The following is a 26,513-nucleotide window of genomic DNA, read 5'->3' as shown; positions in this document are numbered from 1 at the left end:
TTAAAGATCCTTTTTGGAAAATAACAATATTGTTGTAATTGAAATAAAAATAGTAGATATTAAAACTATAAAAAAACTCTCTGTAATATCAAAAATAGTTAATTCTGCTGGGATATATCTCTTAAAAAGATTATAGATAAGACCCGTGAAAATAATTATCTGGGCAAATTCTGCTGATAAAAGCCTGTAAATAGATAGTATATTTAATATTATTAACAGAGCATAAAAACTTAAAGGATTAACGTTATGCCCTAAAATAATTATTTGGATAACCTGAGATAATCCAGTTGAACCTAGTGTTAATAAAATAAAGAAGAGATAGTCACTTATAAGCAGATAAAACCTACTTATAGGTAGTAATGATTTAAACTTTATTAACTTCTCATTTTCTTCATAATAGATATATCTCTCTGTAATAACTAACAATAATATATTGTTCAATGAGATATTTATAGAACTAATTGGAGTAGTTATTAACGATGTTACTAACAATCCAATAATAATATTTCTGTTTTTATGAAACTGAATACTTAGGAGTTGAATTAAAGTATTATTCATTGTGGCAGTCCATAGATTCAACTTTGTTTGATGTTATATATGTACCTGTCAAAAAATATAGGATAGAGAACATTATTATGCTAATTCTATTTTTTTCTAATAGGTTAATGAACTCTTTAGCTATTGTTGAATCATTTAATATCTGTATGAATACAATCATTAAAACAAAAACAACAAAAATCATTATACGGTTTTTACTTATAATCTCATCATATGGGAGAATGAAATAGAAATATTGAATATTCGTTAGTAGTATCGAACCTAATAATATACCAAGATACGGAAATAACAGTTCATACTCACTAGTTAATCCTTCAGTTACTTTAGAAAATCCTAACTCGTTACTAATGGTAGATCCTATAAATACACCAATCATTGTTATTATTAATACCAACATAAGGCTTATATTTTTACCTAAGACCACATCTTTTCTAGAAATGGGTAACATAAAATAGAACTGAAAGAGTCCATTATGAAACTCTTTATTACAGCATATATGATTTATACGCATTAGCAGTATAAACATAACAAATATTAAAAATGACATGGGTATAAATATAGATAGTATTAGACAACCTAGAGTAAAAAAAGTGTAATAAGGCACTCTGTTTTTTATATCGAGGTAAATAATATTATGTATCATCTGATTAACTCCAATATCTTCTCATTACTCTCAGTGTGTTCTACCTGGTCAAATGGTCCATCATAAACTATTTGCCCCTTATTAATTAAAATTAATTCAGTAGCTACCTTATTTATGTCAGATAAAATATGTGACGAAAAAAAGATAATCGAGTCATTCTCTTTTATATATTCTGCTAACTCATCTAAGATTAACTGTCTTGTTACAGGATCTATATTCGAAGTGGGTTCATCTAATAACATAACAGGAGCTTTTGTTGCTAATACAGCTGCAAAAGCTAGTTTTTTCTTATTACCAAGGGATAGTTCTTTAACTCTTTTATATTGTGAGAGTTCCAGTTTGTTAACGATCCTAAGAAACATCTGATTATCCCAGTTTTTATAGAATTTAGAATAGATGGATGATATCTCATGAGCATTCATATAGTTTGGAAAACTTGAGACTTCAGTTAACATCACAATGTTTTCTTTATCCTCACTACTTGTGTACTTATGGAATTTTTCATTTAAATAGAGTTTAGTTTTCTTATTAGGATAGAGACCAAATATGGATTTAAACAGTGTTGTTTTACCAGCTCCATTTCTACCTACTAAGCCAACAATACAACTTCTGTTTATATTGATGTTTAAAGGTCCTAATGTAAAATATTTATATTTCTTCTCTATGTTAGTTATATTTAATCTCATAGTGTAACTCCTTCGCAAACTTTAGAGTGCATAGGTAAGCAACAGTCGCATATATTGTTATACCTACAGTTATCCACGCAGAGTTTCTGTTTTGTTATATAATCTAAGTAGTTGTAATCTTTAAGGATATCTATAATTCTATTTTTATGGATATTCCCTATGGATTTATGTATACCTGAACATGGATATATATTTCCATCCATAGTTAGGTGAAGTCCCCCAATAAGGCAAGTATTAAACTCACTTCTAGCTTGTATATTCATGTAATTAGAACTGCTGATAGATTGTTGTAAAAGATGATCGAACTCAATATTTTTGTTATCGTTAATAATATCGACATCGTAAACAGGAAGTTTGTAGTAAGTAATAATCTCATTTAAATCCCTTTTGTGGGTATTATCTATGATAACTTTCATTTTTATATTTATTTCTTTGTCCAACATAATCTTTAGGTACTTTTGCTGAATTTCAAAGTAGTTGTTATTACAAATATCATTAACGATCTCTTCCTTATAATGGAAGACTGGAATTATTAGTCCTATGTTATAGTGTTTTATAAAATCAATTACGAACTTATTTATTGAGTAAATGTTTGAAAAAATAGATATATGTAAACCAAAACGGGAAAGTTCCGTAATTAAAAAGTAGAGGTTGGAAGAGTTCTTAAAAACATCTCCCCCAATAAGATAAACAGACTTTAATCCCATAGGGATGAGTTGTTTTACAAGGCTCACTATTGTTATATTATCAAGGTTGTTTTGATTATTGAACCATCTATTACAACCACACCTTCTATTTATACTATCGTTACAGAAAGAGCAGTCAAGTTTACAATCACTACTTAATTGTATAGTTAGTGTCTCAATATTTATTCCACTTAGATGTGGAGCTTTTAATAAAGCAGTGTTAATAGTATTAAATGTATCTTCAACAGACATATTACTGGTCAATTCCAGGAATCCATCACTAACAAGTGATATAATCTCTTCTCTAAAATTTACAACACTATTAGTAGAGAAGTTTTTAATCTCTTCATATAGTTGTAAACTTATCTCTTTTGATCTTTTTCGTAGAGTATCAAATAAAAACCCACTATTATTATCAGAGTTAATTATTACCTCTTTCTTTAACTTAATATACATTTTAGATCCTTGTATCTCTATCAAACTCTTTCTTTGAGTAATATAATCCTAATAATCCAGTATGTTTTGACATCTGGATCTGTTCTGTTTCAAAATGCTTGAAACATACATCACATAAGTTACTTATAGGACAGTAGTGACACTTTTCTGTATGGAGTTCTGTCATAAAGTCCAGATGTTTTTCTATTACCTCTTCATTTAGACCACAATGTATAGATCCTATAGGGTGGTTCTGGTTTCCTTTTTCACACATATGGTACTTTCCATCTACTGATAAGTATATTTTGTCATAACCTGGAATACAACAACCTTTTAATACTTTCTGCTGATGTAGTATTCTGCTTTTTAATATAACAAGAGACTCATCATATAATCTGTTAACAAACTCCTTAGATTTTGAGTCGTTGTTCGATGAATATATATCCCAAAGTTTGTTAGAACTTTCCTGGGTTACTTTTTTAAAATCCATATCATCATAAAAAGAAGTATTCTCTACTTATTACTATTGTATATAATTTTGTATTTATTCTACTATTAAGATATAAGGTTGACCTTAATTTAATATTAACAATTATATTATGTTCAGGCTTAGTTCCATATTTTTCTATCTTTATCTTTATATTCTCTAAAAATAAGGTTGAAGCATTAACTAAGGGTAAACTTTCATCTTTAATAATAATTGGAGCTGTGGTTCCATATTTTATACCATCAAAATTTAATTATATATTAGGAGTATTTCCTACATTTTGGATTGAAAAAATATTCTATTCAAAATTACCCCAGACTGTTGTCTATTTTATAATTGCCCTATTTTTAATAATCTTAACAGTTAAATTGATGATGAAAAAATTAGTTCTTTAATTTTTTTTACTGAAATCATCTGTTGTTCTTCCCTAGAAATTGTAGCTGGATTATCCCCTTTTTGTTCTCCATAGGAACCAAACTGGGCATGATTCCCCCCATTAATTATAACAAACTGTGCTGTTTTAGGTAGGTTTTGTTTACTTAATTCAAACTCACTATTATCAACTAATCCATCCTGTGAACCTTTAATGGATAATACTTTAACATCTACATCTGTTAAAGGTTTTTTATCCATTGGGTAGGCTGCTAAAAGTATTAAACCTTTAAAAACTTCTGGATTATCATATACATAGGATGCAGCCATAGCCCCACCTAGGGAGTGTCCCGCTATATACCACTCTTTAATATAGTTATACTCATCTAAAATTTTATTAGCACCATTTGAGTTTAAAACAGCAAGGTTAAATGGCATAGACTTAATAAAAACCGCTATATTAACCTCCTTTGCTATTCTGGCCATTAATGGGATATAGGCTTCAGGTTCTACAAGACCTCCAGGATAAAATATTAAACCCTTCTCCATAGTGTAGCATTGGGGGATAACTGAAAAACCACCATTAATTGTATTTATTATTACATCGGTTGGAAGTTTTTTCTCATCAAAAACAGGTGCTGATGAACATGAGTATATAGAAATGGTAAAAATTATTAACAATAATATTTTTATTTTTTTCATAAGGTAACTATAGTAGAAATAACCCCTATAACCAATAGGGGCACTATCTAAGAAATTAAATTTAAGCGATTTCTTCTTTAATCTGCTTAACCCAGTCACTTACTCTTTTATTAGTAAGTTGAGCCTGATTATCTTCATCAATAACAAGACCTACAAACTTCCCATCAACAACTGATTCAGACTCTTCAAAATCATATCCTTCAGTGGATGTTTTTCCAACAATTTTAGCTTCACTTTCAACAACTTTATTGTAAAGATGGCTTAAGCTTCCAGCAAATGAGTCGGGATAACTTACCTGATCTCCTGTTCCAAAAATACCTACTCTCTTTTTTGAGATATCATATAGGTCAAGGGCGTCAGCTTTTTCCTCCCATTCATCCTGTAGTTCACCAAAACCAAAAGTTGCAGAACCTAGAAGTATTAAATCGTAATCTGTTATTGTATCAAATTCAAAACTGCTTACATCTACTACTTCTGAATCTTCAATCTCTTGACCAATTAGCTTTGCTACATCCTCTGTATTTCCTGTTGTTGTTCCATATATAATTATCGTTTTCATAAAAACTCCTTATTAGTAATAATTACTATTATAGTTGTTTCTGTTTTACTGTCAACAAGAAAAATAGAAATATCTATTACTTATTTACTTTATTATAAGTTATCATTATTTTAGTTTGTATTATGAAGGTTGCTAAATTGAAACGAGTAGATAATGGATAACCATTTAGAACTATATAGGGAAGATGAACTAATTTATTATAATAATGGTAGATGGGTATATCCTCTTTTTGATCTCGAGAATTATATTATTAAAAATGATTTATCAGTTGATACTCTATTTTTAAAGGATAAAATTGCAGGAAGGGCTGCAGCCCACTTAATGGTCTATATAGGAATAAAAAAAGTACATATAGGTCTAATAAGCAGGGTAGGTTTAGAGGTTTTTAAAAAAAATTCTGTAAATATAACCTATGATACTTTAGTTGATAGAATTAAGTGTAGAACAGAAACCCTATTAGAGGGCGTGGAAAACTCAAAAGAGGCTTATAAAATACTAAAACAGCGGGCTGGCCTTTTTTCAGGTATAGAGATAAGTTGCAAATCCCTTACCTGTGGATATCAAAGGGATGTTGTCTTAGATAAAATAGATCTAAATATTAAAGAGGGTGGAACCCTACTTTTTCTAGGTGAGAACGGTGAGGGCAAGAGTACTTTTTTACGGACAATAGCCAACCTACAAGATAAAATATCCGGGGAAGTAGTTTTTTATAAAAAAGGTGAACAAATTAAGGTTAAAAAAGGTGATATAGGATTCTTGAATCAAAATCCTGATACTAGGAAAATGCCAATTTTAGTTAGGGAGATAATGGATGTTACAGCCTCTCTTCTTGGCCTTAAGGGGGAGGAGAAGAAGTATCAGATAGAGATCTCTTTAAGAAGAACAGGAGCCTTGAAGTTTTTAGATAAGCACTACTATGAGTTATCTGGGGGAGAGAAGCAAAGGGTTAATTTAGCCCGGCTTATTTGCCAAAGAGCAGGTATTTTTATTTTAGATGAACCTGCTGCAAACCTTGATAAAAAAGGTCGGGATATCCTAGTCTCCTTATTAAAAGATATTCACGATAGAGAGATGCCTACAATTATAGTTTCTAGTCATAATAAAGAGTTTATTGATGACCTTGGTTGGGAAAAACTATATGTTAAAGGGGGAAACATAGGTGCTTGAGTTATTATCTTTAGCCCCAATTCAGAGGGGTATAATTGCTCTTATTATTGCTGGATTAGTTCTTCCTCTTTGTGGTATGCCATTAATTGAATTAAACCTACTTCCTATGAGGTTTATGTTAATGCATGGTGCGCTTTTTGGTGGATCTCTTGCTGTTGTATTAAATCAATCTCCACTGCTGTTTATGGTGGGGATAAATATAATATTTGTTATTATTATCTCCTATGTTAATATAAACAAGTTTATGGACCTAGGAAGATTAAGTTCATTTTTTATGGTCGCCTCCCTTGGTGGTGCAGCCATAGTAACCCAGGTTAAGTCAGTCCCGGGTCAAACTATTTTATCCTTATTGTGGGGTAGCCCCTACGCCTTAAGTCGTAGTGATCTTATTGTATTTATTATCTGGGCTTTAATTATTATTTTTATGTTTGTTGCATTTAGAAATCAATTTATTGCCTATCTCTTTGATCCTATAATGGCTAGGAGCTTAGGTGTTAATACTAAACTATTTAGCTATATGATTAACCTTTTTATCGGTATATCAGTAGCCTTGGCTATGAAGTTATTAGGGGCTCTGCTTGTGGATGTTCTACTTATTCTTCCTGTAGTACTATCTAGTTTTTGGAAAAGAGGACAGAAGTTTTATACTCTATTAAGTATATCCTTTGGTCTTTTTCTAAGTTTAAGTGGAACAGTTTCATCCCTTGTATTCGATCTCCCTGCTAGTGGTTTAATGGCTGTTTTAGGGAGTTTTATATTTTTAATTTTACTTATTTTAAAGGAGGAATGATAAAAAGTAAATATAACCCTTTTGGTTGATAGACTGTTTTATAATTAGTAAGACAGCAAAGCTACTGTTCGTCATATTTATTGGTCTGCGAGACCGCAAAGGAGATTGAAGAGCTGTAGCCGTAACATTCAATGGTCTGCGAGACCGAATAGGAGATTGGAGTTAATCAACCGTACAGGAGCTGTCTAATATAGGGGGCAATATATGAAACTTAGTATAGGTTCAGACCTACACAAAACACAATTTACAACACTTTCACTTAGTGAAGATCGTAAAATTGAAGAATCAGGAATGTATCCAACAAATAAAACGGGATATGAAGAATTCTTAAAACAGGTTAAAGAATGGATAGAGCAAGGATACGAAATATCTATTGCTGTTGAATCAACTGGAAATGCAAGATTTTTTAGAAACAAAATGATTAGTGCAGGAATTGAAGTAAAAGTTGTGAATACACTGAAGTTCAAAGTTATAAATGAGTCTGTGAAGAAAACAGATAAGCATGATGCAAGAACATTAGCAGAGTTTTTGGAAAAAGATATGCTTCCAGAGTCGATTTTATGTTCTCAGGAAAGTGAAGATATCAGAAGAATATTAAAGTCACGATCTATTTTAGTAAAAACTGTTGTTTCTTTAAAAAATCAAGTTCATGGTCTATTACTTGGATATGGTATTGAATCCAAAAGAGGACAGTTGCAAAGTAAAAAAGAGAGGCAGCGAATCCTTGTGGGTCTCGAAGACCATAGGTTTAACGGAAACGCCGCCAATGCGGTAAGACCGCTACTTAATACGATAGATCAGGTATCATCAGAAGTCAAGATTTTAGAAAAAGTCTTAGCTAAAATGGTTGAAGAAGATGAAGATGTTGCACTTCTTCAAACAATACCTGGTGTTGGAATAATAACAGCATCAACAATAAGAGCATTTACTGATGATATTGAAAGATACAGTAGTGCAAAAAAATATGCAGCACATGCAGGACTTGTTCCATGGGTTCAAAACTCAAATATGACAATACATCATGGTCATATAACGAAAAGAGGACCAGTAGAGCTTAGAACTGCATTTGTACAAACTGTAATGGGAATGATTAGAAGTAAAAAACATACTATGGGATACAGATTAATGAGTAGGTATACAGATATGAAAAAACATAAAGGTTCTGGGAAAAGTATTATAGCTACAGCCAGAAAAATGAGTACCATAGTTTATACAATACTAAAAACTAGAGAACCATTTGATCCTCAGAAAATGGCTCACAATAGTAAATATAAAGAAATGCAGGCGACAGCATTAGGTGCCGCACTTGCTGTGTAGAACAGCACGATATATGCTTTTTTACGGAAGGGTATATATTGACTTTTTATAGGAGAAAAAATGAAGAAATTTTTAGTAATATCATTTATATTTTGTAGTCTTAACTTATGGGCACAAAATATTGTAACAACAACAAGTTGGGTTAAAGCCTATGTTACAGCTGCAGGTGGGGAGGATGTTTATAACTTTGCTCCAGCTGATATGTCCCACCCCCCTGAGTATGTTTTAAAACCATCGGATATTTTAAAGCTTAATAACGCAAAATATGTTGTTTTTGCAGGGTACGAAGGGATGGTTAAAGAGCTAAAAGGTTCCCTAGGAATTGATGAGAGTAGGATGATTAAAATTGGTACCGGTTATAGTTTTAAAATAATATCAGATTCAATATTAACAGTGGCTAAAAGTTTAGGCACAGAAAAAAAGGCTAAAATATCACTAGAAGAGATTTCTACACTCTATAAAACTTCTATAAGTGAGTTGAAAAAGGATGGATTACTAGATAAAAAGGTTATAGTACATTTCCATCAGCAGACAATGGCTAAGGAGTTAGGTCTCAATATTGTTGGTATTTATGGTCCAGGTCCAATTAAACCATCGGAATTAAAGGATTTTAAAGAGTTAGGTGCTGATTATATTATAGATAATATTCACAGTCCAATTGGAAAAAGTTTAATAGAAATTTTACCAAATAGTATATATCTAAGTTTTGTTAACTTCCCAGGAACTAACGGAACTAAGAGTTTAATAGATGTAATTAATTATAATGTAGGACAATTTTATGAGAAGTAATGAAGAAAAATATGCAGAACTGTTAGTTAATATAGGGGTAAATATTCAGAAGAATCAGACCTTAGTTATTAACTGCCCTGTAGAGTGTGCCCACTTTGCTAGAGTAGTAACAATTAAAGCCTACGAAGCTGGGGCTAGGGAAGTACTAGTTAACTGGAACGATGAGAAACTAACTAAAATTAGATATAATATGGCTAATGATGAAGTTTTTGATGAAGTATATGATTGGGAGACTAATTTTTTTAATACTACAGCGGATATGGATGCTGCATATTTAAGGATTTCAGCATCCGACCCTCAGATTATGAAGGATGTGGATCCTAAAAAAATATCTAGGCAAAATAAGGTGAAAACTAATGCATTAAAATACTATAGATCAAAACTAATGTCTAATCAGAATGTTTGGTGTGTAGCCTCTATTCCAACTATCCCTTGGGCTAAAAAGGTCTTTCCTGGTTGTAAAAATAACCAAGAAGCTGTAAATAAGTTATGGGACGCAATTTTTAAAGCTGTTAGGGTCGATTTAGATGATCCTATTAAAGCATGGGAAGAGCATCAGCATAGGTTAAGAGAGAAACTTAACTTTATGAATAGTAACAGCTTTAAGTATTTAAAGTATAAAAATAGCATAGGAACCGATGTTACAGTTGAGCTAGTTCAGAACCATATATGGGCAGGAGGTGGTGAGGAGTCATCTAAGGGGCAGTATTTTATTGCAAATATGCCAACAGAGGAGATCTTTACAATGCCTAAGTTAGATGGTGTTAATGGTAAAATTGTCAGCTCTATCCCCTTAAATTATAATGGTAACTTAATTGAAGATTTCTCCTTTACTTTTAAAGATGGTACAGTTGTGGATTTTGATGCAAAAAAGGGATATGATGTTTTAAAAGAGTTACTTGATACTGATAATGGTGCAAAACGCCTAGGAGAGGTTGCTCTTGTTCCCTATGACTCCCCCATTTCAAACCAAAAGATACTATTTTTTAATACACTGTTTGATGAAAATGCATCCTGTCACTTTGCCCTAGGTAAGGCCTACCCAATTAATATTAAAGGGGGTACTACAATGAGTCCAAGTGAGCTACAGAGTGCCGGAGGTAATGACTCATTAGTCCATGTAGACTTTATGGTTGGGACAGATGATCTAGAAATTATTGGAATTAAGGAGAATGGTGATAAAGTGCCAGTTTTTAAAAATGGAAACTTTGCCTAATTAACCCAATTTTAACAATACTAGCTACCTATTATAGGTGGCTTTTTTTGTTTTAACCGTTGACATTAATCCTATCTTTTTACAACATTAATAAACTAAATATGAAAAAGGTAGTTAAAGAGTATGTGTTCAATTGTAGGAGTATTTAATACTCGAGAAGATGCAAGTTTGCTTAGAGCGCAAGCATTAGAAATGTCTAGAAAACTTAGACATAGAGGGCCGGATTGGTCTGGAATTTTCTCTAACGAGAAAGCTATTTTAGTCCATGAAAGATTATCCATTGTTGGTGTAGAAAATGGTGCGCAACCACTATATTCATCGGATAATAATCAGGTTTTAGCCGTAAATGGTGAGATCTATAATCATAGAGAGATAAAAAATAGCCTTAATTACAATTTTGCTACAAACTCAGACTGCGAGGTTATTCTTCCCCTATATAGAGAGAAGGGAGTAAACTTTTTAAATGATTTAAATGGTATTTTTGCTTTTGCTCTATACGATCAAACAGATGATAGTTATTTAATAGCTAGGGATCCTATAGGTGTTATCCCATTATACTATGGTAGGGATGAGGATGGTATTCTCTTTGTTGCTTCTGAGATGAAGGCTTTAACCGGTTATTGCAAACAAATTAATGATTTCCCTCCTGGACACTACTACTCAAGTAAAGATGGGGAGTTTGTAAAGTATTACAATAAAGATTGGTTTGATTATGAAAATGTAAAAGATAATTTAACTTCGGTTCCAGATATTAAAAGTGCATTAGAAGCTGCAGTTCATAGACAACTAATGTGTGATGTACCCTATGGAGTTCTTTTATCAGGTGGTTTAGACTCCTCGATTACTTCTGCTATTGCTAAAAGATTTGCAGCAAAGAGAATAGAGAGTGATGATAAAAGTGATGCGTGGTGGCCACAACTTCACAGTTTTGCAGTAGGGTTACATGACTCTCCAGACTTAGTTGCTGCAAAAAAAGTTGCAGAGCAAATTGGGACAATTCACCATGAGATAAACTTTACAGTACAGGAAGGGTTTGACGCTCTTCGTGATGTTATCTATCATTTAGAGACTTTTGATGTAACAACTATCCGTTCTAGTACTCCAATGTTTTTAATGGCTAGAGTTATTAAATCTATGGGTATTAAAATGGTAATAAGTGGTGAGGGTGCAGATGAGATCTTTGGTGGGTATCTCTACTTCCATAAAGCGCCAAATCCAGAAGAGTTACATAAAGAGACAGTAAGAAAACTAGAGAAACTATATAAATATGACTGTTTAAGAAGTAATAAGTCTATGGCTTCTTGGGGTATTGAGAGTCGGGTTCCATTTTTAGATTTAGAGTTTTTAGATGTTGCTATGAGACAAAATCCTAAGGATAAAATGCCTTCTAAAGAGAGAATGGAGAAGTATATTTTAAGAGAGGCCTTTGAAGATTATCTTCCTAATGAGGTTGCTTGGAGACAAAAAGAGCAATTTTCAGATGGTGTTGGTTACTCTTGGATTGATGGATTAAAAGATAAAGCAGAGAGTGAAATTACTGACGAACAGTTTGCATCAGCAAAGTATAAGTTCCCTATAAATACTCCTCGAACTAAAGAAGAGTATATGTATCGTTCCATATTTGCTGAACTTTTTCCAGAGGATGATGCTGTTAATTGTGTACCTTTTGAAGAGTCCATTGCATGTAGTACAGCTATTGTATTTGAGTGGGACCAGACTTTAAAAGAGATGGCTGATCCATCAGGTAGATCTGTTAAAACAGTTCATGATAAGAGTTATTAATAATAACTTATCTATATAATAGGGACTGCCTTAATAGGCAGTCTTTTTTTATAGTTATAGTTTGTTGTCTTATATAAAACTATAACTTTTTTACATTAATACTGTATACTAAATATATGTACAGAAATAACTTTTATATAGATGAGATCTTTTCTGACTCCTTTGTTATAGATAAAGATGATTATATCTTTTGTTTAAACAGAGTTATTGAAATTCTCAATTTTGAAGACCCTTCTATAAGGGCTAGGGATACAAATTTCCAGCCAGGAGGGGTTATTAAACTAAATAGAGATCTAGATACAATAATAGTTCCAGACCTTCATGCAAGAACCTACTTTATACAAAAACTACTAAATTTTAAAATAAACAATAAATCAGTTTTAGAGTTACTGCAACTCTCTAAACTACAAATTGTCTTTGTTGGGGACGGGTTTCATTCTGAGAAAAGACATAAAGAGCGTTGGTTTAAAATTGAGAGTGAGGCGGTAAATAACTTTATAAACCATGAAAACAGTGATTTAGAGATGGCTGAGAGTTTAGGTGTTATGAAGTATGTAATTAATCTAAAAATACTATTTCCAGATCAAATACACTTTTTAAAGGGAAACCATGAGAATATATTAAATGAAAATGGTGGTGGGAATTTCCCCTTTGGAAAGTTTACCTTAGAGGGTGAGATTGTAAAAAAATGGGTATCTAAGTTTCTAGGGGAGGATTTTTTATGGAAGTACTCCAGTTTTGAAAAATCACTGCCCTTAATAGCTATTGGTAAAAACTTTATAGTTTCCCATGCAGAACCTAAAAAGTTCTACTCCTTAGACCAATTAATTAACTGTTATAATAACTCTGATGTGGTATTTGGCCTTACTTGGACACGGGATAATCAATCCGAAGATGGTAGTGTCTTTAATATGTTAAAAGAGTATATTGATAAGGATATGTTAGATAATGCACTATATTTTACAGGACATCAAACCATTGATGGGTTATATGAGCTTAGAGCCTATGGGAAACTTGTTCAAATCCATAATCCCAATAGATGCATAATAGCACATATTAGCTTTGATAAAGATATAGATTTAAATAATGATATAGGAGATATAGATGGCTAAGATCCCTTCTAAAATTGGAAAGTATGAGATTGAAGAGTTAATTGCCTCAGGTGGTATGGGTGCTGTGTATAAGGCAATGCATCCTACTTTAAATAGAAATGTTATACTTAAAAAATTAACATTGAAGGATGATGATCAAATTATTCAGAGGTTCACTCGGGAAGCTAAAATTATGATGGACTTTAAAAGTGATAATATTGTAGATGTTTATGACCATTTTAAAGAGAGAGATTCCTACTATATAGTTCAAGAGTATGTTGATGGGGGAACTCTTGAAGATTTAATAAAAAGTGGAGAGTATATTAACGATGATATCGCGTTGTATATTGTTTTAGAGGTTGCAAAAGCTCTTAGATACGCCCATCTAAAGGGTGTTGTACATAGGGATATAAAACCAGCTAATATTTTAATTTCAAAAAGTGGAGATATTAAGTTAGTAGATTTTGGTATTGCAGTTTCTGATGATATCCTTGATGAAGATTTAACTACTGTAGGAATGACACTAGGAACTCCATCATATATGGCTCCTGAGCAGTTTGAAAATACTAAAAATGTGGATAAAAGAGCGGATATCTACTCTTTAGGTGTTATTCTCTACGAGATGATGACTAAAACTAAACCCTTCCCCTCTGGGCTATCTCCAAGTTGTATTGCCAGGATACAAAAGGGCAAATATAAAAGAGTCAATAAGATAAATAAGGGTGTTAAAAATATTACATTAAAACTTATTAAGGGCTTAATGCATCATAAGCAGGGAAAGAGGTATCAAGACTTAGATAAACCTATAAGTATCATTAAAAAGTATTTTAGGAATAGTGATCTTGATCAGTTTAAAAACATTGTTTCTAACCTTTTAATAGGTAGAGTTGTTGAGTTAGTGGAAAATAAAAAGAGTAAAAAGCCTCTACTTATTTTAATCTTAACTGGCATTGTTATACTTTTAGGATTTTATATTAAGGATAAAGGAGTACACCATCTACTGTTTCAGAGAAATAGTTATGGAGCTGTAAATATCGATCTTAAGGTAAAAAAAGATTATTATAAAGAGATAGATGAAATATTTATTAAGAGTAAGCTCTTTGTAGAGAGTGGTAGTAGGCTAATATTAATAGATAATTCTAATTATAGTTTTTTACCATCAAAAGAGAGTCTTGATGAAGTATATAATATTTATGAAACAGAAAAGATCTATCTTCCTGTAGGTTTTTATAGGTTAAAACTCATGGTAGATGGGAATTTATTTTGGAAAAACTTTACGGTCCACTCCATTAACGAGGAAGAAGAGGTAAAAAAGATAACCCTAATTCATACAGAGTCCCAACCTTTGCCGTTTCACCCCCAGTTTAAAATTTATGACCAAATATCAGGAGAGGATATAACTTCTACTGTTACTATTTTACGTAGGGTTAATAATAAGTTTGAAAAATTTAAAAAAGGAGATAATAGTCTTAAAACCGGTCAAGTCCACTATTTTCAATTTTCACAAAAGGGATATTATGCTAAGGATTATATTTTAAAAATAAGCCATGACCAAACTGACTTAAAATTAGAAGCTGGACTATATCCAAAACCTGGAGTTTTAACTCTTCAGAGTAATGTCTCTGGAATAAAAATAAAATTAAATGATAAGGATAGTTATACTATTGGTGATAGGTCTGGTGAAATAGTAAAGTTTGATAAGTTAGGAGTAGATAAAAGAGAGTTGATTTTAAACCCAGGTTCCTACTCCATAAACTTTAGTTATAAAGGTAATAAAATAGAGAAGCGTTTTCAGTTAAAAAGTGATAATACTATAGATATATATGTTAACTACAATAAGGAGAGGCGGTCTATTAGTTTTAAGTAAAAAATATTCCACTATTTTCTAATTTTGTTAAAAGGTTATTAAAATCTTGAATAGTATTTATTTTAAAGAACTTAAGAACCTTATTTTCAATGGAAGAGAACTTTCTTTTTTCCCCGTGTACTTGGGGTATTTGATTCCCCAGGTATACGCAAAAGGTAATAATCTTATACTCATCATCAACTTTAAGGGGAGTATGGTGATGTTTAATTGCCTCAATATATTTTTTGGGAAAATTCCATTTCTCAATTAATTTTGATCCAATTATTGAGTGGTTATAACCATCGGAAAGGTTGTCTATTACATCTGTAGGGATCATTCTATCCTTTGATAGCTTCATAATTCCATCTTCTAATTCAGGGTTTAGAGCATTAACTATTATTTTACCTATGTCGTGCATTAGAGCAGCAACATAGATATCCTCGGAAAACTCGTCTAAACCTACCATATTTGCTAAGTAGCTTGATATAAGGGCTACCTGGAACAGATGTTCCTTATACTGGTTTATTTTATCAATATCATATTTTGAGCTTAAAACTTTAAAAGAACCAAAATTGTATAAGATAGCTTTTAACCCATTAATTCCAATTTTTTTAACAGCTATTGAGACCTTATCTATTCTACTACTTGGTCTATATACAGGAGAGTTAACCAGCCTTAATATCTCTGCAGTCAATGCTGAGTCTGATAGTATATAGTCAGTTATTCTATCATAGTTCCACTCAGGATCCATTATCTCCTTTTGTAGTTTCATTATACTATCTGGGAATTGGGGTAAAACGGATATCTCCTTTATTATCTCCTCGGTTACCCTATCTCCGTGGACATCCTTTAACCTTTTTAAAGGCAGTGTTAATGTGGTATCTGTATATCCATCATGTCTTTTTATATCTAAAGCTCTAGAGTCTATATTAATATTTTTTAACATAAGGGTAGAGAATATTATTCCAAAGTTATCATTTTGAGAAATATCCTTATCATCTTGGAAAATCTCATTAAGATTATTAAATCGATTTGCATATTTAATAGATGTATTTATCTCCTCTAGTTGCCAATCTAAAAGAGTTCCACTATTAAGTATTGATAGATTAAAATAGTCCTTATCGATATTAATTATAATTTTAATATACTCACTCTTATCCCTATCTGATACATTAAGCATAAACTTATTGTAATAATCTTTAAAGGAGAACATCTGGTCCGCTTCCTTAGATTTGGCTATATCCTCTAAATTTGTATTACTCTCCTTAAAAAAAATGTTTTTTATATTTATCTTATTTGAGTTTTTAAGTAACTCATTAATAATAATTGATATAGCTTGATTAAAATCCTCAAAACCGGACTCATTTAATAATTCGTAGACAACCTTGGAAATTAAAATTTCAGATACTGAATCATAAAATGGGATTGTACATATATATTCCTTTTTCCCTTTTAGTGAATTTACAATATTTTCAATATTCTCTAAATCAAAGTTACTATAAAATACTTTTCTCATTATAAACAAACCCTTTCTTTACCCTTGGACTTAGCTATATACAACTTTTTATCTGCGCTTACTATAATCTCTTCTAGACTATCCTTCATCTTTGTACATACACCAATACTTACAGTTACTGTTATTCTCTGTTTTCCAATGTAAATTTTTCTCTCTGATATCTTTTTTAGAATGTGTTCAAAGAACTCCTTTGCCCTATTAGGATCAAGGTTGTTACCAATAATAAGAAACTCTTCTCCCCCAAACCTTATCACAAGATCCGATTTCCTTACAGATGACTTTAACTCTAAAGAGACCTCTTTTAAAACAATATCTCCTGCATCATGGCCATAGGTATCATTAATATACTTAAAATCATCAATATCTATCATAGCTGTTACAAGGGATAGATCGTGTCGTCTTGCATTTTCAAATAGGTATGAACCTGTCTCTTTTAAAAAATGTCTATTATTAAGTTTTGTTAACTGATCTATTACAGCTAACTCTTTTATCTGTTTAAAATACTCTATAACTTTAAGGTTTTGGGTTATTCTACAGTATAATAGTTCGCTAATAAATGGTTTTGATAGAAAGTCGTTGGCTCCATTTTTTATAAATTGGATTTTTAAAGTGTGATTTCCCCTATCGGAAATACCTATAATAGCTAACCTATCCATAGGGTAGCGCTCCCTAATAATTTCGGTTAATTGTAAACCATCTATATCATCAACCATATAGTCTGTAATAACCATCTGAATTTTATCAAAATTATCGTTTAGAATTTCTAAAGCTTCACCTCCTGTAGAGGCTTCATAAATTGTATATCGATGTAGTTTTAGTAGTTTTTTTAAGTGACGTCTAGACTCCTTAGAGTTATCCACTGCTAATATTCCAATATTAGGGTTATTAAAAAATCTATTTGTAACATCAACAATAGAGTCTAAAGAGTTATTATTCCCAGTTAGAATATAATCAATAACCTTTAAAGACCATATTTTCTCCTGTATATCATGGGTTATCTTTTCTGATAATAAAACTAGGGGAATTTTAATTTCATGAAAGTACTCTAATATTTTTCCATCATTAGAATCTGGTATATTGTAATCGATAATCCCTAGTTGAATCTTTCTATAATCATGGCCAGCTTCTATAAATTTATCATATGTTTTATACCAAATTACTTGGTACTCATCCTGGGATTCAATCTTGTATTTTATTGCTCTACCAAAGAGATCATTTTTTTCTAATAGAAGAATTCTTTTATCCATAAATATATTATATTATAAATTACAATCTAATTCGAGATATTAATTTTTTTCAACTAATTAGTTGACCATATATCTTATCTGGATATATAGTTTTAACAATGAATACTTATAAAGCATTACAATTAAACAACTCAGCCAAAGCCTCAGTAATAAATTCTCTGTGGTGAGTTGTTATGTTTATATAATAAAGCCACAGTCAGAGGACTGTGGCTTTTTTTTTACATATTCCTCTGACCTGTTAATAGGAGAAAGATATGAGAAGAGAGATTCTACATGAAGGAGCGGGACAATTAACCTATGAAATTAGGGAGATTGTTAAGATAGCTAGATTTATTCAGTCTAAGGGGCAGGAGATTTATTGGGAAAATATTGGTGACCCAATATTAAAGGGTGAAGAGATCTCTCCCTGGATAAGGGATATTGTAAAAGAGGCTGCAGGGGAGAGTATTAGTTATGGATATACTGATAGCCAAGGAGACTTAGAGGCTAGAAGTTTCTTAGCAGATGAAGTTAATAGTAGACAAGGTATAGATATCACCATGGATGATATTATATTTTTTAATGGTTTAGGTGATGCTATTAGTAAGGTCTATAGTTATCTAAAAAGGGAGTCTAGAATATTAGGCCCATCTCCAGCATACTCAACCCACTCATCTGCAGAGGCAGCTCACTCAGGGTATTCCCATCTAACCTATAATCTTGATCCCCATAACAAATGGTTTCCAGATATAGATGATTTAGAGAGTAAGGTTAAATATAATGACTCAATTGCTGGAATATTGTTAATTAATCCAGATAATCCTACAGGTGCGGTCTATACAAAAGAGATATTAATGGAAATTGTAGATATAGCTAAAAGGTATGATCTTTTTATAATATGCGATGAGACCTATGCAAATGTTACTTTTCCAGATACTAACTGGACCTTTTTAAGTTCTGTTATTAATCAAGTTCCTGGTATTTCAATGCGAAGCCTATCTAAAGAGGTTCCATGGCCAGGATCCAGGTGTGGTTGGATAGAGGTATATAATAGACATAGGGATGAAGAGTTTAATAAATATATAGAGTCTATTATTAGTGCCAAAAGGTTAGAGGTATGTTCTACAACACTACCCCAATTAGTTCTACCTAAGATTTTAGGGGATAAAAGATATAAGAGACATATTGATAGTCGTTCAAAAATATTTTCAGATAGGGCAGAGGAAGCACACTCTATACTCTCTAAGGTTAAGGGCGTAACATGTATAAAACCTCGAGGGGCCCTATACTTCTCAGTAATATTTGAGGATCTTTGCGATAATGGAGTTCTGGATATAGATAATAAAGAGGTTGAAGAGTATATTTCTTCTCAGGTTAAAAATGTACCTTCTGATAAGCGGTTTGTATACTATCTTTTAGCTTCTACTGGAATATGTGTTGTTCCACTTTCCGGGTTTTATTCAGATTTAAAAGGGTTTAGGTTTACTCTATTAGAAAATGATTATGTTAGACGGAATATGATATATAGTACAATAGCTGAGTCTATAAATAAATATTTAAATAATTAAGTATTTATTGTGTAAAAAAATAGAGAAGTAATTTACAATGGTGTTTAATGATTGATAGAAATAAAATAATTCTAACTATATCAATAATCTTAGCTATTTTAGGGCTATTTCTAATTGCAGCCATTTTAATAAATTCTCCTTATTATCAGGGGTTTGAGGCAGAGCTTAGCTATCTTTCCCCTGATTTAAGTGAGAATAGAACTCTTCTACGGGAGAGTGTTACTATTACAAAAAAGTCGGATATTAAAATTATTTTTGAGAAGAAGTACAATCAAGTAACCTATGATAATGAGTTGTTTAGAGATTTTATAACTAACTTAGAGGTTCAAGTCTGGAACGAGAGCGAGTACTTCTCATTTCAACCAGATGATGTATCTATAACTAATATTGATGAAAAACTATTTCAAATTAAAATTGGAGAGTTATCTGGAAGTGGAAATTACTATATATACATTAATTCAGATTATGGTGTTAATGGTGCATATAATATAGGTATCGGCATAGGGCGAGAGAGTTATTTCCATCCTATTGGAAAGAACAGTCGCCGTTTTTATTAAGGAAGGTTAAAGATTTTTAAAAAATATGATATAGACAAGGAGTATAACCTTGTATCACTAATGAATATAAACTTATACGATGAAAAGGCCATTCGTATTAGTAATGCACTTTTAAATAGGGTTAACTTCTTAAATGTAGACAACACTATAAGTGCCAATAAGGTAACAATTCCCTCCACTGATGATTTTTTAATCGACCTATATATATATAGACCTAAAAATATTGATAGGGAGCTACCCTGTATGGTCTACTATCACGGTGGTGGATTTTTTCTAAAGGGTGATGCTCTCTCTCCTAAAATTTTATCTGAATATATTAAGGAGAACAGTATGGTTATTGTCTATGTAGACTATAGACTCTCTATTGATTTTCCATACCCAACACCAGTAAATGACTGTTATGCTGGTCTTAATTGGGTTTACAATAATTATGAATTTCTAAATATTAAACAAGATAAAATATTTGTTATGGGTTTTAGTGCTGGGGGAGCCCTTGCTGCCGGTGTAACCCTAAGGGCTAGGGACAATAATCTAGATATAATAAAAGCCCAGATATTAATATGCCCTGTAACTGACCACAGGCAAGTAACAGACTCTGTTAAAAATTTTGTAGATACTCCTAACTGGACTAGTAAGAGGAACAGACATATGTGGGAACTTTACTTAAGGGATATAACAGGGGATGTCCCATATTACGCATCCCCCTTAAACGCACCTGATTTTAAGAATCTTCCTCCAGCCTATGTGGAACTTTCCCAGTTTGACCCCCTACATGATGAGGGATTATTATACGCAAATAAGTTAAAAGAGAGTGGTATCCATGTTGTACTTAACGATACAAAGGGAACAGTACATATGTCCTCAATTGTTCTTAGGGCAAAAAAAACCATGGATAATATAAAGAAAATGTCTGAATTTATTAGAGAGAGTTTAAATGAGTAACATAGAAGAGTGGGCTAAAAGGGTAAGGGACAATATTGGTATTGTCTTTTTTGGAAAAGATGATGTGGTAGATAAAATTCTAACAGGTCTTCTATGTGGGGGCCACGTATTATTAGAAGACGTTCCAGGCCTTGGTAAAACAATTTTAGCCCGGGCAGTATCTATAAGCTTAGGAGGTGTCTTTAATAGAATTCAGGCAACTCCAGATCTACTTCCAAACGATGTTTTAGGGCTATCTATATATAGTCCAAAGGAAGAGGTTTTTAAATTTACCCCTGGTCCTATAAATAGTAACATTGTATTGGTAGATGAGATAAATAGGGCGACACCTAGAACTCAGTCCGCATTTTTAGAAGCAATGGCTGAATCCCAAATATCAATAGATGGAGTCGTTCGCCCTCTGCCTAATCCATTCTTTCTAATTGCAACTGAAAATCCCACAGAGTTTGAGGGGACGTTCCCCCTTCCTGAGGCGCAAAAAGACCGATTTTTTATGACAATTAATATTGGTTATCCCTCAAGGGAAGCTGAGGCTAAACTCCTAGAAAGCCATAGGAGAATAACCCATCCTATTACAGATTTAAAACCTGTATCAAACCTGGAGGAGTTAATAGAGTTTAAAAAAGAAGTTGTCAATATTTTTGTAGATGATACTATTAAGTTATATATCTTAGACCTAATAGAGGCCACAAGGAGGAGTAAATTCTTCTCCCTTGGAGTCTCCCCTAGAGGATCTTTAGCCCTATATAAGGGGTCTCAGGCATATGCGGCCCTAAAGGGTCGAAATTTTGTAATACCTGATGATATCAAAGAAATATTTAACTCTATTATGCTACAAAGGGTTATATTAAAACCGGAATTCCTAATTAAGGGAGTAACAGTCTCTGATGCTTTAGAAGATATCTTATACTCTATTCCTATTCCCCAAAGAGTAACTAAGTGGATAGGACAAAACTTAGCTTATTAGTTTTTTCAATTATAACACTATTGATTTTCCCATTTTTTTTAATACAAATGCTCTCACTATTTATAATAATAATTCATCTCTTATCCTTTTTATATTCTAAATATCTATATTTTAATTTAGATATAAGTTTTTCTAAACCAATTTATTACTGTAATAATAGAGAGGATGAAGTTGTTACTATTACTTTTAGAAACCGAGGTTATCTTCCAATAGATGGTGCACTTATTCATATAAGGGGTAATGGGTGTTTTACTAATATCGATGGAACTTTTTTAACATCTCTACCACCTAGGGGTATCTGTAGTCTCGATAGCCATATTATAACAAATGTTAGAGGTGCCCATAAAATAGGACCAGTATTTTTAAATGGGAGTGATCCTCTTAACTTCTTCCCATGGAAAAAGGAGATAGATATATCTAGTGAGGTTGTTATATATCCAAAATATCAGGATATAAATCTTATTTTTAACATTGGGGAGAAAGGTGGCCACCATAGGGTTAAGAATAAAATGTATGAAGACCAGGCAGATCTTAAGTCTATAAGAGAGTATAGAGCGGGAGACTCATTAAAAAGAATAAATTGGAAGGCTTCTGCTAAGGTTGGAAGTCTACAAACTATGGAGTTTTCAAATACTCTAAACTCACCACTATTTATTTTAATGGATATTGATCCGTTAAAATACCCTATTAAACAGCGTTATAACTATTTAGAGAGAACAATTGAGGTAGCTGCATCCCTTGTTACCAGTTATAGTAAAAACTCCAACAGATGTGGTCTCTTAACAAGGGATTCTAAGGGAGTTAATTACATCCCTATGGCTAAAGGGTGGGATCATACTGTTGCTATTCTAGATAACTTAGCAAAGATTAACTTTCTAAATCAAAAGAGTGAATCAATAAGTATAATAAATACTTTTTTTAGTAAAAAAATTAATATCCCCCAGGGATCTTTTATCTACATTCTTCTTCCTAAGATAGACAGCTTAGTTGTTGATTCTTTGTTCTACTTTAATCGACAAAGATATAATATTAAAGTTGTAAATACAGGGGGAGTATCTTCTACAATGAAAAGCTCCTCCTATGAGTTTTTAACTCTAACATCCTATGGAAAGGAACTCTTCCTATGATGAGTACATTTTTAGGTTTTATATACTCTTTATTAACCCTCTTACCAGTAGTTTTTATATTTAGTATAAATTTCAGAAGTCTCTTAATACCTATAACTCTAATTCTTCTTACACCTGTTTTTAGGTCCTACATTAAAAGTAATATATATAATTTTGAAGATAGAGAGGGTACTATCCCAACCCTATTATCATCTTTTTTTATAATTTTAAGTCTAATTATATCCCTAGGGATATTAGGGTTTAATCCATTTTTTTTACTTCTGTCTATTCCTATATTTTTAATAATATTAATATTTTATATGTCCTGTGTATACGATATATTAGGGGATAAGTTTAGTGATGTAGTTGATAAGGTTTTAGATAGCCATATAACCTATACTCTTAATTTTTCAAGGATATTTATTATTCTAAAATTAATAACTTTAGTTACTCTATCTATTTTTAATTATAGTAGAATCTATACTTTGTTATGGTTATTGGGGTTTGTTTTTGATTTTGCTGTTTTGACATATGGAAGGAGAAAACTGTACGATCAAAGGCTTTTAGTAGGTGGAATGGCAAAAGTTCATAGTAGGGTGAACTATAGAAGATACGTAATAGTTATATTTTCTATATCCCTTATCATCTCCTCTATTTTTGCTTCTAATAGTGCAATAATACCCTATTATGACATTATTAATTTTTTAAAATCCTTCTCAATATCCACTACAAACTTAGACCTTATTCCAGTAGTAGAAGAAGAAGGGCAGCAAGGGGATCTTTATAGTATTCTAAATGGACTAGCAGGGGATAGCGGCAGTAAAATAGAACTCCCTCTTTTATTAAGGGTCATTTTTAAATATCTAGTTAGAGCTATCTACATAGTTTGTGGTGTAGTTTTAATATATATATTTTTATACCCCATATTCTCTCCACTGTTTAAAAAAAATAAAAAGAAAATTAACCTTAGGCTGTACTATTTAAACCTAATTAAAAGTATATTAGATTTTTTTAAATCCCTTTTTATCAAGAATCAAAAAATGGATAAATATATCACTAGGGATGTTAGGAAAAGAGTTAAACAGAGTCAGAATATTGATGAGAAAAAACGGTTAGAAATTAACAAACTTCTTAAATACTATTTAAAGTTATTAAAAAAAAGTGGTCAATGGAGTAGTTTTAAAAGAGAAAAGAGCACAATAAATGAGGCTTTTTATAGATTAAGCCAAGTAGATAGTCTGGATAAAACAGAGTTAGAAACCCTTAGAAACTATTTTAATATAGGCTTTTTCTCAAATATCCACTTAGGTGGTGACAAATTATTAGAGATAAAGAGTTTAGTTAATAGTATTATTAAGAAATTAACCTAACTTGTTTTTTTAATTAAATATAAGTAGATTATAATAAAATATTAAAAAGGAAATAGTTGTGAAAAAAGGAATTATCATTTTATTAGTTGTTGTGGGAGTTTTGCTTTTAGGGGCTGGATCACTTTATGGAGCTTTTAAGTCTAGATATAACAATATGGTATATTTAGATGAGGGCGTTAAAGAGAAGTGGAGTCAGGTTGAAAATGTATATCAAAGAAGGTCTGACTTAATACCTAATTTAGTTGCAACAGTAAAAGGGTATGCATCCCATGAAGAGGATACATTTACAAAGTTAGCCGAGGCTAGAAGTAAGGCAGGAGGTACTATATCTATCTCTGAAGAGGTATTAAATGATCCCGCCCTATTTAAGAGGTTTCAAGAAGCTCAGTCCTCCCTAAGTGGTGCCTTACAAAGATTGATGATGGTTACAGAGAGTTATCCTGAACTTAAGGCCAATGATTCCTTCTTATCCCTTCAAAGTCAATTAGAAGGGACTGAGAATAGAATAACAGTAGAGCGAAAAAGGTTTAACGAGACAGCTAAGGAGTACAACTTCTATATAAGAGCATTTCCTAATAATATCTTTGCTAATATGTTTGGTTTTAAAGAGAGACCATATTTTACAGCAGTAGAAGGGGCAGATGTTGCACCTACTGTGGATTTTGGTAATTAGTATGAAATTAAGTGAAGATGATCTTAAGTCTATAAAAAACTCTGTTACCCAGGCTGAAAAGGGTACAAGTGGGGAGATCTCAACTGCAATAATAGAGGAGAGTTCTGACTACGCATTTTATGAGTTAGCATTTTCCATAGTTGTAGGGGCTATTTATTTTGTTATGTTTCTACTCTTTTCAAGTAGAGTTGAAGCCTGGTTTAGTAGATTTTTTTGGGACTATAAAAACATATATTTTACAATTTTTACAGGGTTCTCCATATTTTTTGTAATTGGTATAACCTATATCATATCTAATATCCCAGCTGTTGATAGGTTAATAATTCCTAAGTCTGTTATAACTAAATCCGTTTATAATAGGGCTCTTAGACACTTTATAGAGTCTGAAACCTGTTATACAAAGGATAGAACAGGAGTTCTAATTTTTATTTCTATAATGGAGAGAAGGGTTATACTTCTTGCGGATAAGGGAATAAATGAAAAAATTGATCAGAGTAGGTGGTCAGGAATTGTAGACTCTCTGATATCTGGGATCAAAGTAAAAAGTTATACATCCTCAATTACAGGTGCTGTTAAAGATATTGGTGATATTTTATCTAAAGAGTTTCCAATTAAGTCGGATGACATAAATGAATTAAGTGATGATATACAGGTTCTAAAGGAGTAGTATATGAAAAAAATCAGTCTAATAGTAGCTATTATATTACACTCTTTTTTGACTCTAAATGCACTGGAAGTTCCTAGGTTATCTGGTAGAGTTAATGATTATGCAGGTATTTTAAGTAGTAGTGAATCAAGTAGGTTAGAGAGTGAAATAAGAGAGTTAGAGGCCACATCCTCCTCTCAAATAGCCATACTAACAATTAAATCCCTAGAGGGAGATAACTTAGAGGACTTCTCTATTAGAGTCGTAGATAAATGGAAATTAGGGACAGCTGAAAATGATAATGGTGTTCTACTTTTAATATCTTTAGCTGAGAAGAGTATAAGGTTAGAGGTTGGCTACGGTCTTGAAGGTGTATTAACCGATGCTAAATCAGATTATATTATAAGAACGATTATCTCTCCTAATTTTAGAAGTGGTGATATCTATAAGGGGTTAAGCCAGGGTGTTACAGGTATTAGTGGAGTTATTTCTGGAGAGTATCAGATAACTAGGTCTGACTTAAGTGAATCTAGAAAGTCATCATCTAGTGGATCTGGAGATGGGTCATCCATATTCTCACTGCTATTCTTTATAATGTTTGTTCTATTCTCAATATTGGGTAGATCAGGTAGACATAGAAGGGGTGGGAATTTAGCATCAATTTTAATTCTTAACTCACTACTTGGTGGATCATCAAGATCTTCTAGGGGATTTGGTAGTTCCGGGGGCGGATTCTCTGGTGGAGGTTTCTCCGGTGGAGGTTTCTCCGGTGGAGGTGGTGGCTTTGGAGGTGGTGGAGCCTCTGGTGGTTGGTAG

The 26,513-nt window shown here is 32.0% G+C and carries 26 protein-coding genes; 17 read left to right on the top strand and 9 right to left on the bottom strand.

The window, feature by feature from the left end; all coding sequences use genetic code 11:
- From EW093_RS03055 to EW093_RS03025, 7 genes are all read right to left on the bottom strand, one after another.
- Entirely contained in the window at positions 1-558 is a 558-nt protein-coding gene (locus EW093_RS03055; protein WP_149566979.1) for a hypothetical protein, read from the bottom strand.
- Positions 551-1,201 (bottom strand): ABC-2 transporter permease, encoded by a 651-nt coding sequence (locus EW093_RS03050; protein ID WP_149566978.1) that lies wholly within the window; start codon positions 1,199-1,201, stop codon positions 551-553. The genes EW093_RS03055 and EW093_RS03050 overlap by 8 nt, the downstream gene beginning before the upstream one ends.
- Positions 1,198-1,887 carry an ATP-binding cassette domain-containing protein gene (locus EW093_RS03045; RefSeq protein WP_149566977.1) on the bottom strand — a complete coding sequence of 230 codons (690 nt, stop codon included), beginning with the start codon at positions 1,885-1,887 and terminating at the stop codon, positions 1,198-1,200. Before EW093_RS03045 ends, EW093_RS03050 begins: the two co-directional genes overlap by 4 nt.
- Complete coding sequence (locus tag EW093_RS03040) at positions 1,884-3,029, bottom strand: radical SAM/SPASM domain-containing protein (protein WP_149566976.1); 1,146 nt, start codon at positions 3,027-3,029, stop codon at positions 1,884-1,886. The genes EW093_RS03045 and EW093_RS03040 overlap by 4 nt, the downstream gene beginning before the upstream one ends.
- A 1-nt stretch (position 3,030) precedes the next feature.
- Positions 3,031-3,498 carry a hypothetical protein gene (locus tag EW093_RS03035; RefSeq protein ID WP_149566975.1) on the bottom strand — a complete coding sequence of 156 codons (468 nt, stop codon included), beginning with the start codon at positions 3,496-3,498 and terminating at the stop codon, positions 3,031-3,033.
- A 360-nt stretch (positions 3,499-3,858) separates the two neighbouring features.
- Complete coding sequence (locus EW093_RS03030; protein WP_149566974.1) at positions 3,859-4,569, bottom strand: alpha/beta family hydrolase; 711 nt, start codon at positions 4,567-4,569, stop codon at positions 3,859-3,861.
- A gap of 61 nt (positions 4,570-4,630) precedes the next feature.
- Positions 4,631-5,128, bottom strand: a complete 498-nt coding sequence (locus EW093_RS03025; protein ID WP_149566973.1) for a flavodoxin — start codon at positions 5,126-5,128, stop codon at positions 4,631-4,633.
- A 153-nt stretch (positions 5,129-5,281) separates the two neighbouring features.
- On the opposite strand from EW093_RS03025, the gene EW093_RS03020 reads away from it, so the two are divergent.
- The 8 genes from EW093_RS03020 (at position 5,282) to EW093_RS02985 (ending at position 15,147) form a co-directional block, all read left to right on the top strand.
- Positions 5,282-6,295 (top strand): DUF1893 domain-containing protein, encoded by a 1,014-nt coding sequence (locus EW093_RS03020; protein ID WP_149566972.1) that lies wholly within the window; start codon positions 5,282-5,284, stop codon positions 6,293-6,295.
- A complete protein-coding gene (locus EW093_RS03015) occupies positions 6,288-7,085 on the top strand; it encodes a metal ABC transporter permease (protein ID WP_149566971.1) in 798 nt (265 codons plus the stop codon). The genes EW093_RS03020 and EW093_RS03015 overlap by 8 nt, the downstream gene beginning before the upstream one ends.
- A gap of 204 nt (positions 7,086-7,289) precedes the next feature.
- Positions 7,290-8,402: an IS110 family RNA-guided transposase gene (locus EW093_RS03010; protein ID WP_149566970.1), complete on the top strand. Its 1,113-nt coding sequence runs from the start codon at positions 7,290-7,292 to the stop codon at positions 8,400-8,402.
- 60 nt (positions 8,403-8,462) lie between these two features.
- Entirely contained in the window at positions 8,463-9,191 is a 729-nt protein-coding gene (locus tag EW093_RS03005) for a metal ABC transporter substrate-binding protein (protein WP_149566969.1), read from the top strand.
- Positions 9,181-10,407, top strand: coding sequence for an aminopeptidase (locus EW093_RS03000; RefSeq protein ID WP_149566968.1), 1,227 nt, complete (start codon positions 9,181-9,183; stop codon positions 10,405-10,407). Before EW093_RS03005 ends, EW093_RS03000 begins: the two co-directional genes overlap by 11 nt.
- Positions 10,408-10,530: 123 nt before the next feature.
- Positions 10,531-12,189, top strand: coding sequence for an asparagine synthase B (gene asnB, locus EW093_RS02995; protein ID WP_149566967.1), 1,659 nt, complete (start codon positions 10,531-10,533; stop codon positions 12,187-12,189).
- A 116-nt stretch (positions 12,190-12,305) separates the two neighbouring features.
- Entirely contained in the window at positions 12,306-13,301 is a 996-nt protein-coding gene (locus EW093_RS02990) for a metallophosphoesterase (RefSeq protein WP_149566966.1), read from the top strand.
- Positions 13,294-15,147: a serine/threonine-protein kinase gene (locus tag EW093_RS02985; RefSeq protein WP_149566965.1), complete on the top strand. Its 1,854-nt coding sequence runs from the start codon at positions 13,294-13,296 to the stop codon at positions 15,145-15,147. The genes EW093_RS02990 and EW093_RS02985 overlap by 8 nt, the downstream gene beginning before the upstream one ends.
- On the opposite strand, the gene EW093_RS02980 is transcribed toward EW093_RS02985, so the two are convergent.
- Positions 15,140-16,642 carry an HDOD domain-containing protein gene (locus EW093_RS02980; RefSeq protein WP_149566964.1) on the bottom strand — a complete coding sequence of 501 codons (1,503 nt, stop codon included), beginning with the start codon at positions 16,640-16,642 and terminating at the stop codon, positions 15,140-15,142. The genes EW093_RS02985 and EW093_RS02980 overlap by 8 nt on opposite strands.
- On the bottom strand, positions 16,642-17,889 hold the full coding sequence (locus EW093_RS02975; RefSeq protein ID WP_149566963.1) for a GGDEF domain-containing response regulator: 1,248 nt from the start codon (positions 17,887-17,889) through the stop codon (positions 16,642-16,644). Before EW093_RS02975 ends, EW093_RS02980 begins: the two co-directional genes overlap by 1 nt.
- Positions 17,890-18,143: 254 nt before the next feature.
- On the opposite strand from EW093_RS02975, the gene EW093_RS02970 reads away from it, so the two are divergent.
- Genes EW093_RS02970 through EW093_RS02930 form a run of 9 tightly spaced genes read left to right on the top strand, consistent with a single transcriptional unit; the run spans position 18,144 to position 26,513 of the window.
- Entirely contained in the window at positions 18,144-19,436 is a 1,293-nt protein-coding gene (locus tag EW093_RS02970; RefSeq protein ID WP_149566962.1) for a pyridoxal phosphate-dependent aminotransferase, read from the top strand.
- 47 nt (positions 19,437-19,483) lie between these two features.
- Positions 19,484-19,993 (top strand): hypothetical protein, encoded by a 510-nt coding sequence (locus EW093_RS02965; RefSeq protein ID WP_149566961.1) that lies wholly within the window; start codon positions 19,484-19,486, stop codon positions 19,991-19,993.
- A gap of 60 nt (positions 19,994-20,053) precedes the next feature.
- Positions 20,054-20,935 (top strand): alpha/beta hydrolase, encoded by an 882-nt coding sequence (locus tag EW093_RS02960; protein ID WP_149566960.1) that lies wholly within the window; start codon positions 20,054-20,056, stop codon positions 20,933-20,935.
- Entirely contained in the window at positions 20,928-21,902 is a 975-nt protein-coding gene (locus tag EW093_RS02955; RefSeq protein WP_149566959.1) for an AAA family ATPase, read from the top strand. Before EW093_RS02960 ends, EW093_RS02955 begins: the two co-directional genes overlap by 8 nt.
- Entirely contained in the window at positions 21,875-23,029 is a 1,155-nt protein-coding gene (locus tag EW093_RS02950) for a DUF58 domain-containing protein (RefSeq protein WP_149566958.1), read from the top strand. The genes EW093_RS02955 and EW093_RS02950 overlap by 28 nt, the downstream gene beginning before the upstream one ends.
- Positions 23,026-24,378, top strand: a complete 1,353-nt coding sequence (locus EW093_RS02945; protein ID WP_149566957.1) for a hypothetical protein — start codon at positions 23,026-23,028, stop codon at positions 24,376-24,378. Before EW093_RS02950 ends, EW093_RS02945 begins: the two co-directional genes overlap by 4 nt.
- A gap of 58 nt (positions 24,379-24,436) precedes the next feature.
- On the top strand, positions 24,437-25,051 hold the full coding sequence (locus EW093_RS02940) for a LemA family protein (RefSeq protein WP_149566956.1): 615 nt from the start codon (positions 24,437-24,439) through the stop codon (positions 25,049-25,051).
- Position 25,052: 1 nt separating this feature from the next.
- On the top strand, positions 25,053-25,718 hold the full coding sequence (locus tag EW093_RS02935) for a TPM domain-containing protein (protein ID WP_149566955.1): 666 nt from the start codon (positions 25,053-25,055) through the stop codon (positions 25,716-25,718).
- A 3-nt stretch (positions 25,719-25,721) separates the two neighbouring features.
- Complete coding sequence (locus EW093_RS02930) at positions 25,722-26,513, top strand: TPM domain-containing protein (protein ID WP_149566954.1); 792 nt, start codon at positions 25,722-25,724, stop codon at positions 26,511-26,513.

It is taken from the genome of Thiospirochaeta perfilievii (assembly GCF_008329945.1).
Lineage (GTDB): Bacteria > Spirochaetota > Spirochaetia > DSM-2461 > DSM-2461 > Thiospirochaeta > Thiospirochaeta perfilievii.
The sequence above is the reverse complement of the archived record's forward strand: the minus strand, read 5'-3'. Positions and strand labels throughout refer to the sequence as shown.

Excerpts from the sequence above, each read along its gene's own strand:
- EW093_RS02955 (WP_149566959.1), top strand. The coding sequence starts at position 20,928 with ATGAGTAACATAGAAGAGTGGGCTAAAAGGGTAAGGGACAATATTGGT.
- EW093_RS02935 (WP_149566955.1), top strand. The coding sequence starts at position 25,053 with ATGAAATTAAGTGAAGATGATCTTAAGTCTATAAAAAACTCTGTTACC.
- EW093_RS02960 (WP_149566960.1), top strand. The coding sequence starts at position 20,054 with ATGAATATAAACTTATACGATGAAAAGGCCATTCGTATTAGTAATGCA.
- EW093_RS02965 (WP_149566961.1), top strand. The coding sequence starts at position 19,484 with ATGATTGATAGAAATAAAATAATTCTAACTATATCAATAATCTTAGCT.
- EW093_RS02975 (WP_149566963.1), bottom strand. The coding sequence starts at position 17,889 with ATGGATAAAAGAATTCTTCTATTAGAAAAAAATGATCTCTTTGGTAGA.
- EW093_RS03045 (WP_149566977.1), bottom strand. The coding sequence starts at position 1,887 with ATGAGATTAAATATAACTAACATAGAGAAGAAATATAAATATTTTACA.
- EW093_RS02980 (WP_149566964.1), bottom strand. The coding sequence starts at position 16,642 with ATGAGAAAAGTATTTTATAGTAACTTTGATTTAGAGAATATTGAAAAT.
- EW093_RS03010 (WP_149566970.1), top strand. The coding sequence starts at position 7,290 with ATGAAACTTAGTATAGGTTCAGACCTACACAAAACACAATTTACAACA.
- EW093_RS02990 (WP_149566966.1), top strand. The coding sequence starts at position 12,306 with ATGTACAGAAATAACTTTTATATAGATGAGATCTTTTCTGACTCCTTT.
- EW093_RS03025 (WP_149566973.1), bottom strand. The coding sequence starts at position 5,128 with ATGAAAACGATAATTATATATGGAACAACAACAGGAAATACAGAGGAT.
- EW093_RS02970 (WP_149566962.1), top strand. The coding sequence starts at position 18,144 with ATGAGAAGAGAGATTCTACATGAAGGAGCGGGACAATTAACCTATGAA.
- EW093_RS03020 (WP_149566972.1), top strand. The coding sequence starts at position 5,282 with ATGGATAACCATTTAGAACTATATAGGGAAGATGAACTAATTTATTAT.
- EW093_RS03040 (WP_149566976.1), bottom strand. The coding sequence starts at position 3,029 with ATGTATATTAAGTTAAAGAAAGAGGTAATAATTAACTCTGATAATAAT.
- EW093_RS02985 (WP_149566965.1), top strand. The coding sequence starts at position 13,294 with ATGGCTAAGATCCCTTCTAAAATTGGAAAGTATGAGATTGAAGAGTTA.
- EW093_RS03030 (WP_149566974.1), bottom strand. The coding sequence starts at position 4,569 with ATGAAAAAAATAAAAATATTATTGTTAATAATTTTTACCATTTCTATA.
- asnB (WP_149566967.1), top strand. The coding sequence starts at position 10,531 with ATGTGTTCAATTGTAGGAGTATTTAATACTCGAGAAGATGCAAGTTTG.
- EW093_RS03035 (WP_149566975.1), bottom strand. The coding sequence starts at position 3,498 with ATGGATTTTAAAAAAGTAACCCAGGAAAGTTCTAACAAACTTTGGGAT.
- EW093_RS02945 (WP_149566957.1), top strand. The coding sequence starts at position 23,026 with ATGATGAGTACATTTTTAGGTTTTATATACTCTTTATTAACCCTCTTA.
- EW093_RS02930 (WP_149566954.1), top strand. The coding sequence starts at position 25,722 with ATGAAAAAAATCAGTCTAATAGTAGCTATTATATTACACTCTTTTTTG.
- EW093_RS03055 (WP_149566979.1), bottom strand. The coding sequence starts at position 558 with ATGAATAATACTTTAATTCAACTCCTAAGTATTCAGTTTCATAAAAAC.
- EW093_RS03000 (WP_149566968.1), top strand. The coding sequence starts at position 9,181 with ATGAGAAGTAATGAAGAAAAATATGCAGAACTGTTAGTTAATATAGGG.
- EW093_RS03005 (WP_149566969.1), top strand. The coding sequence starts at position 8,463 with ATGAAGAAATTTTTAGTAATATCATTTATATTTTGTAGTCTTAACTTA.
- EW093_RS03050 (WP_149566978.1), bottom strand. The coding sequence starts at position 1,201 with ATGATACATAATATTATTTACCTCGATATAAAAAACAGAGTGCCTTAT.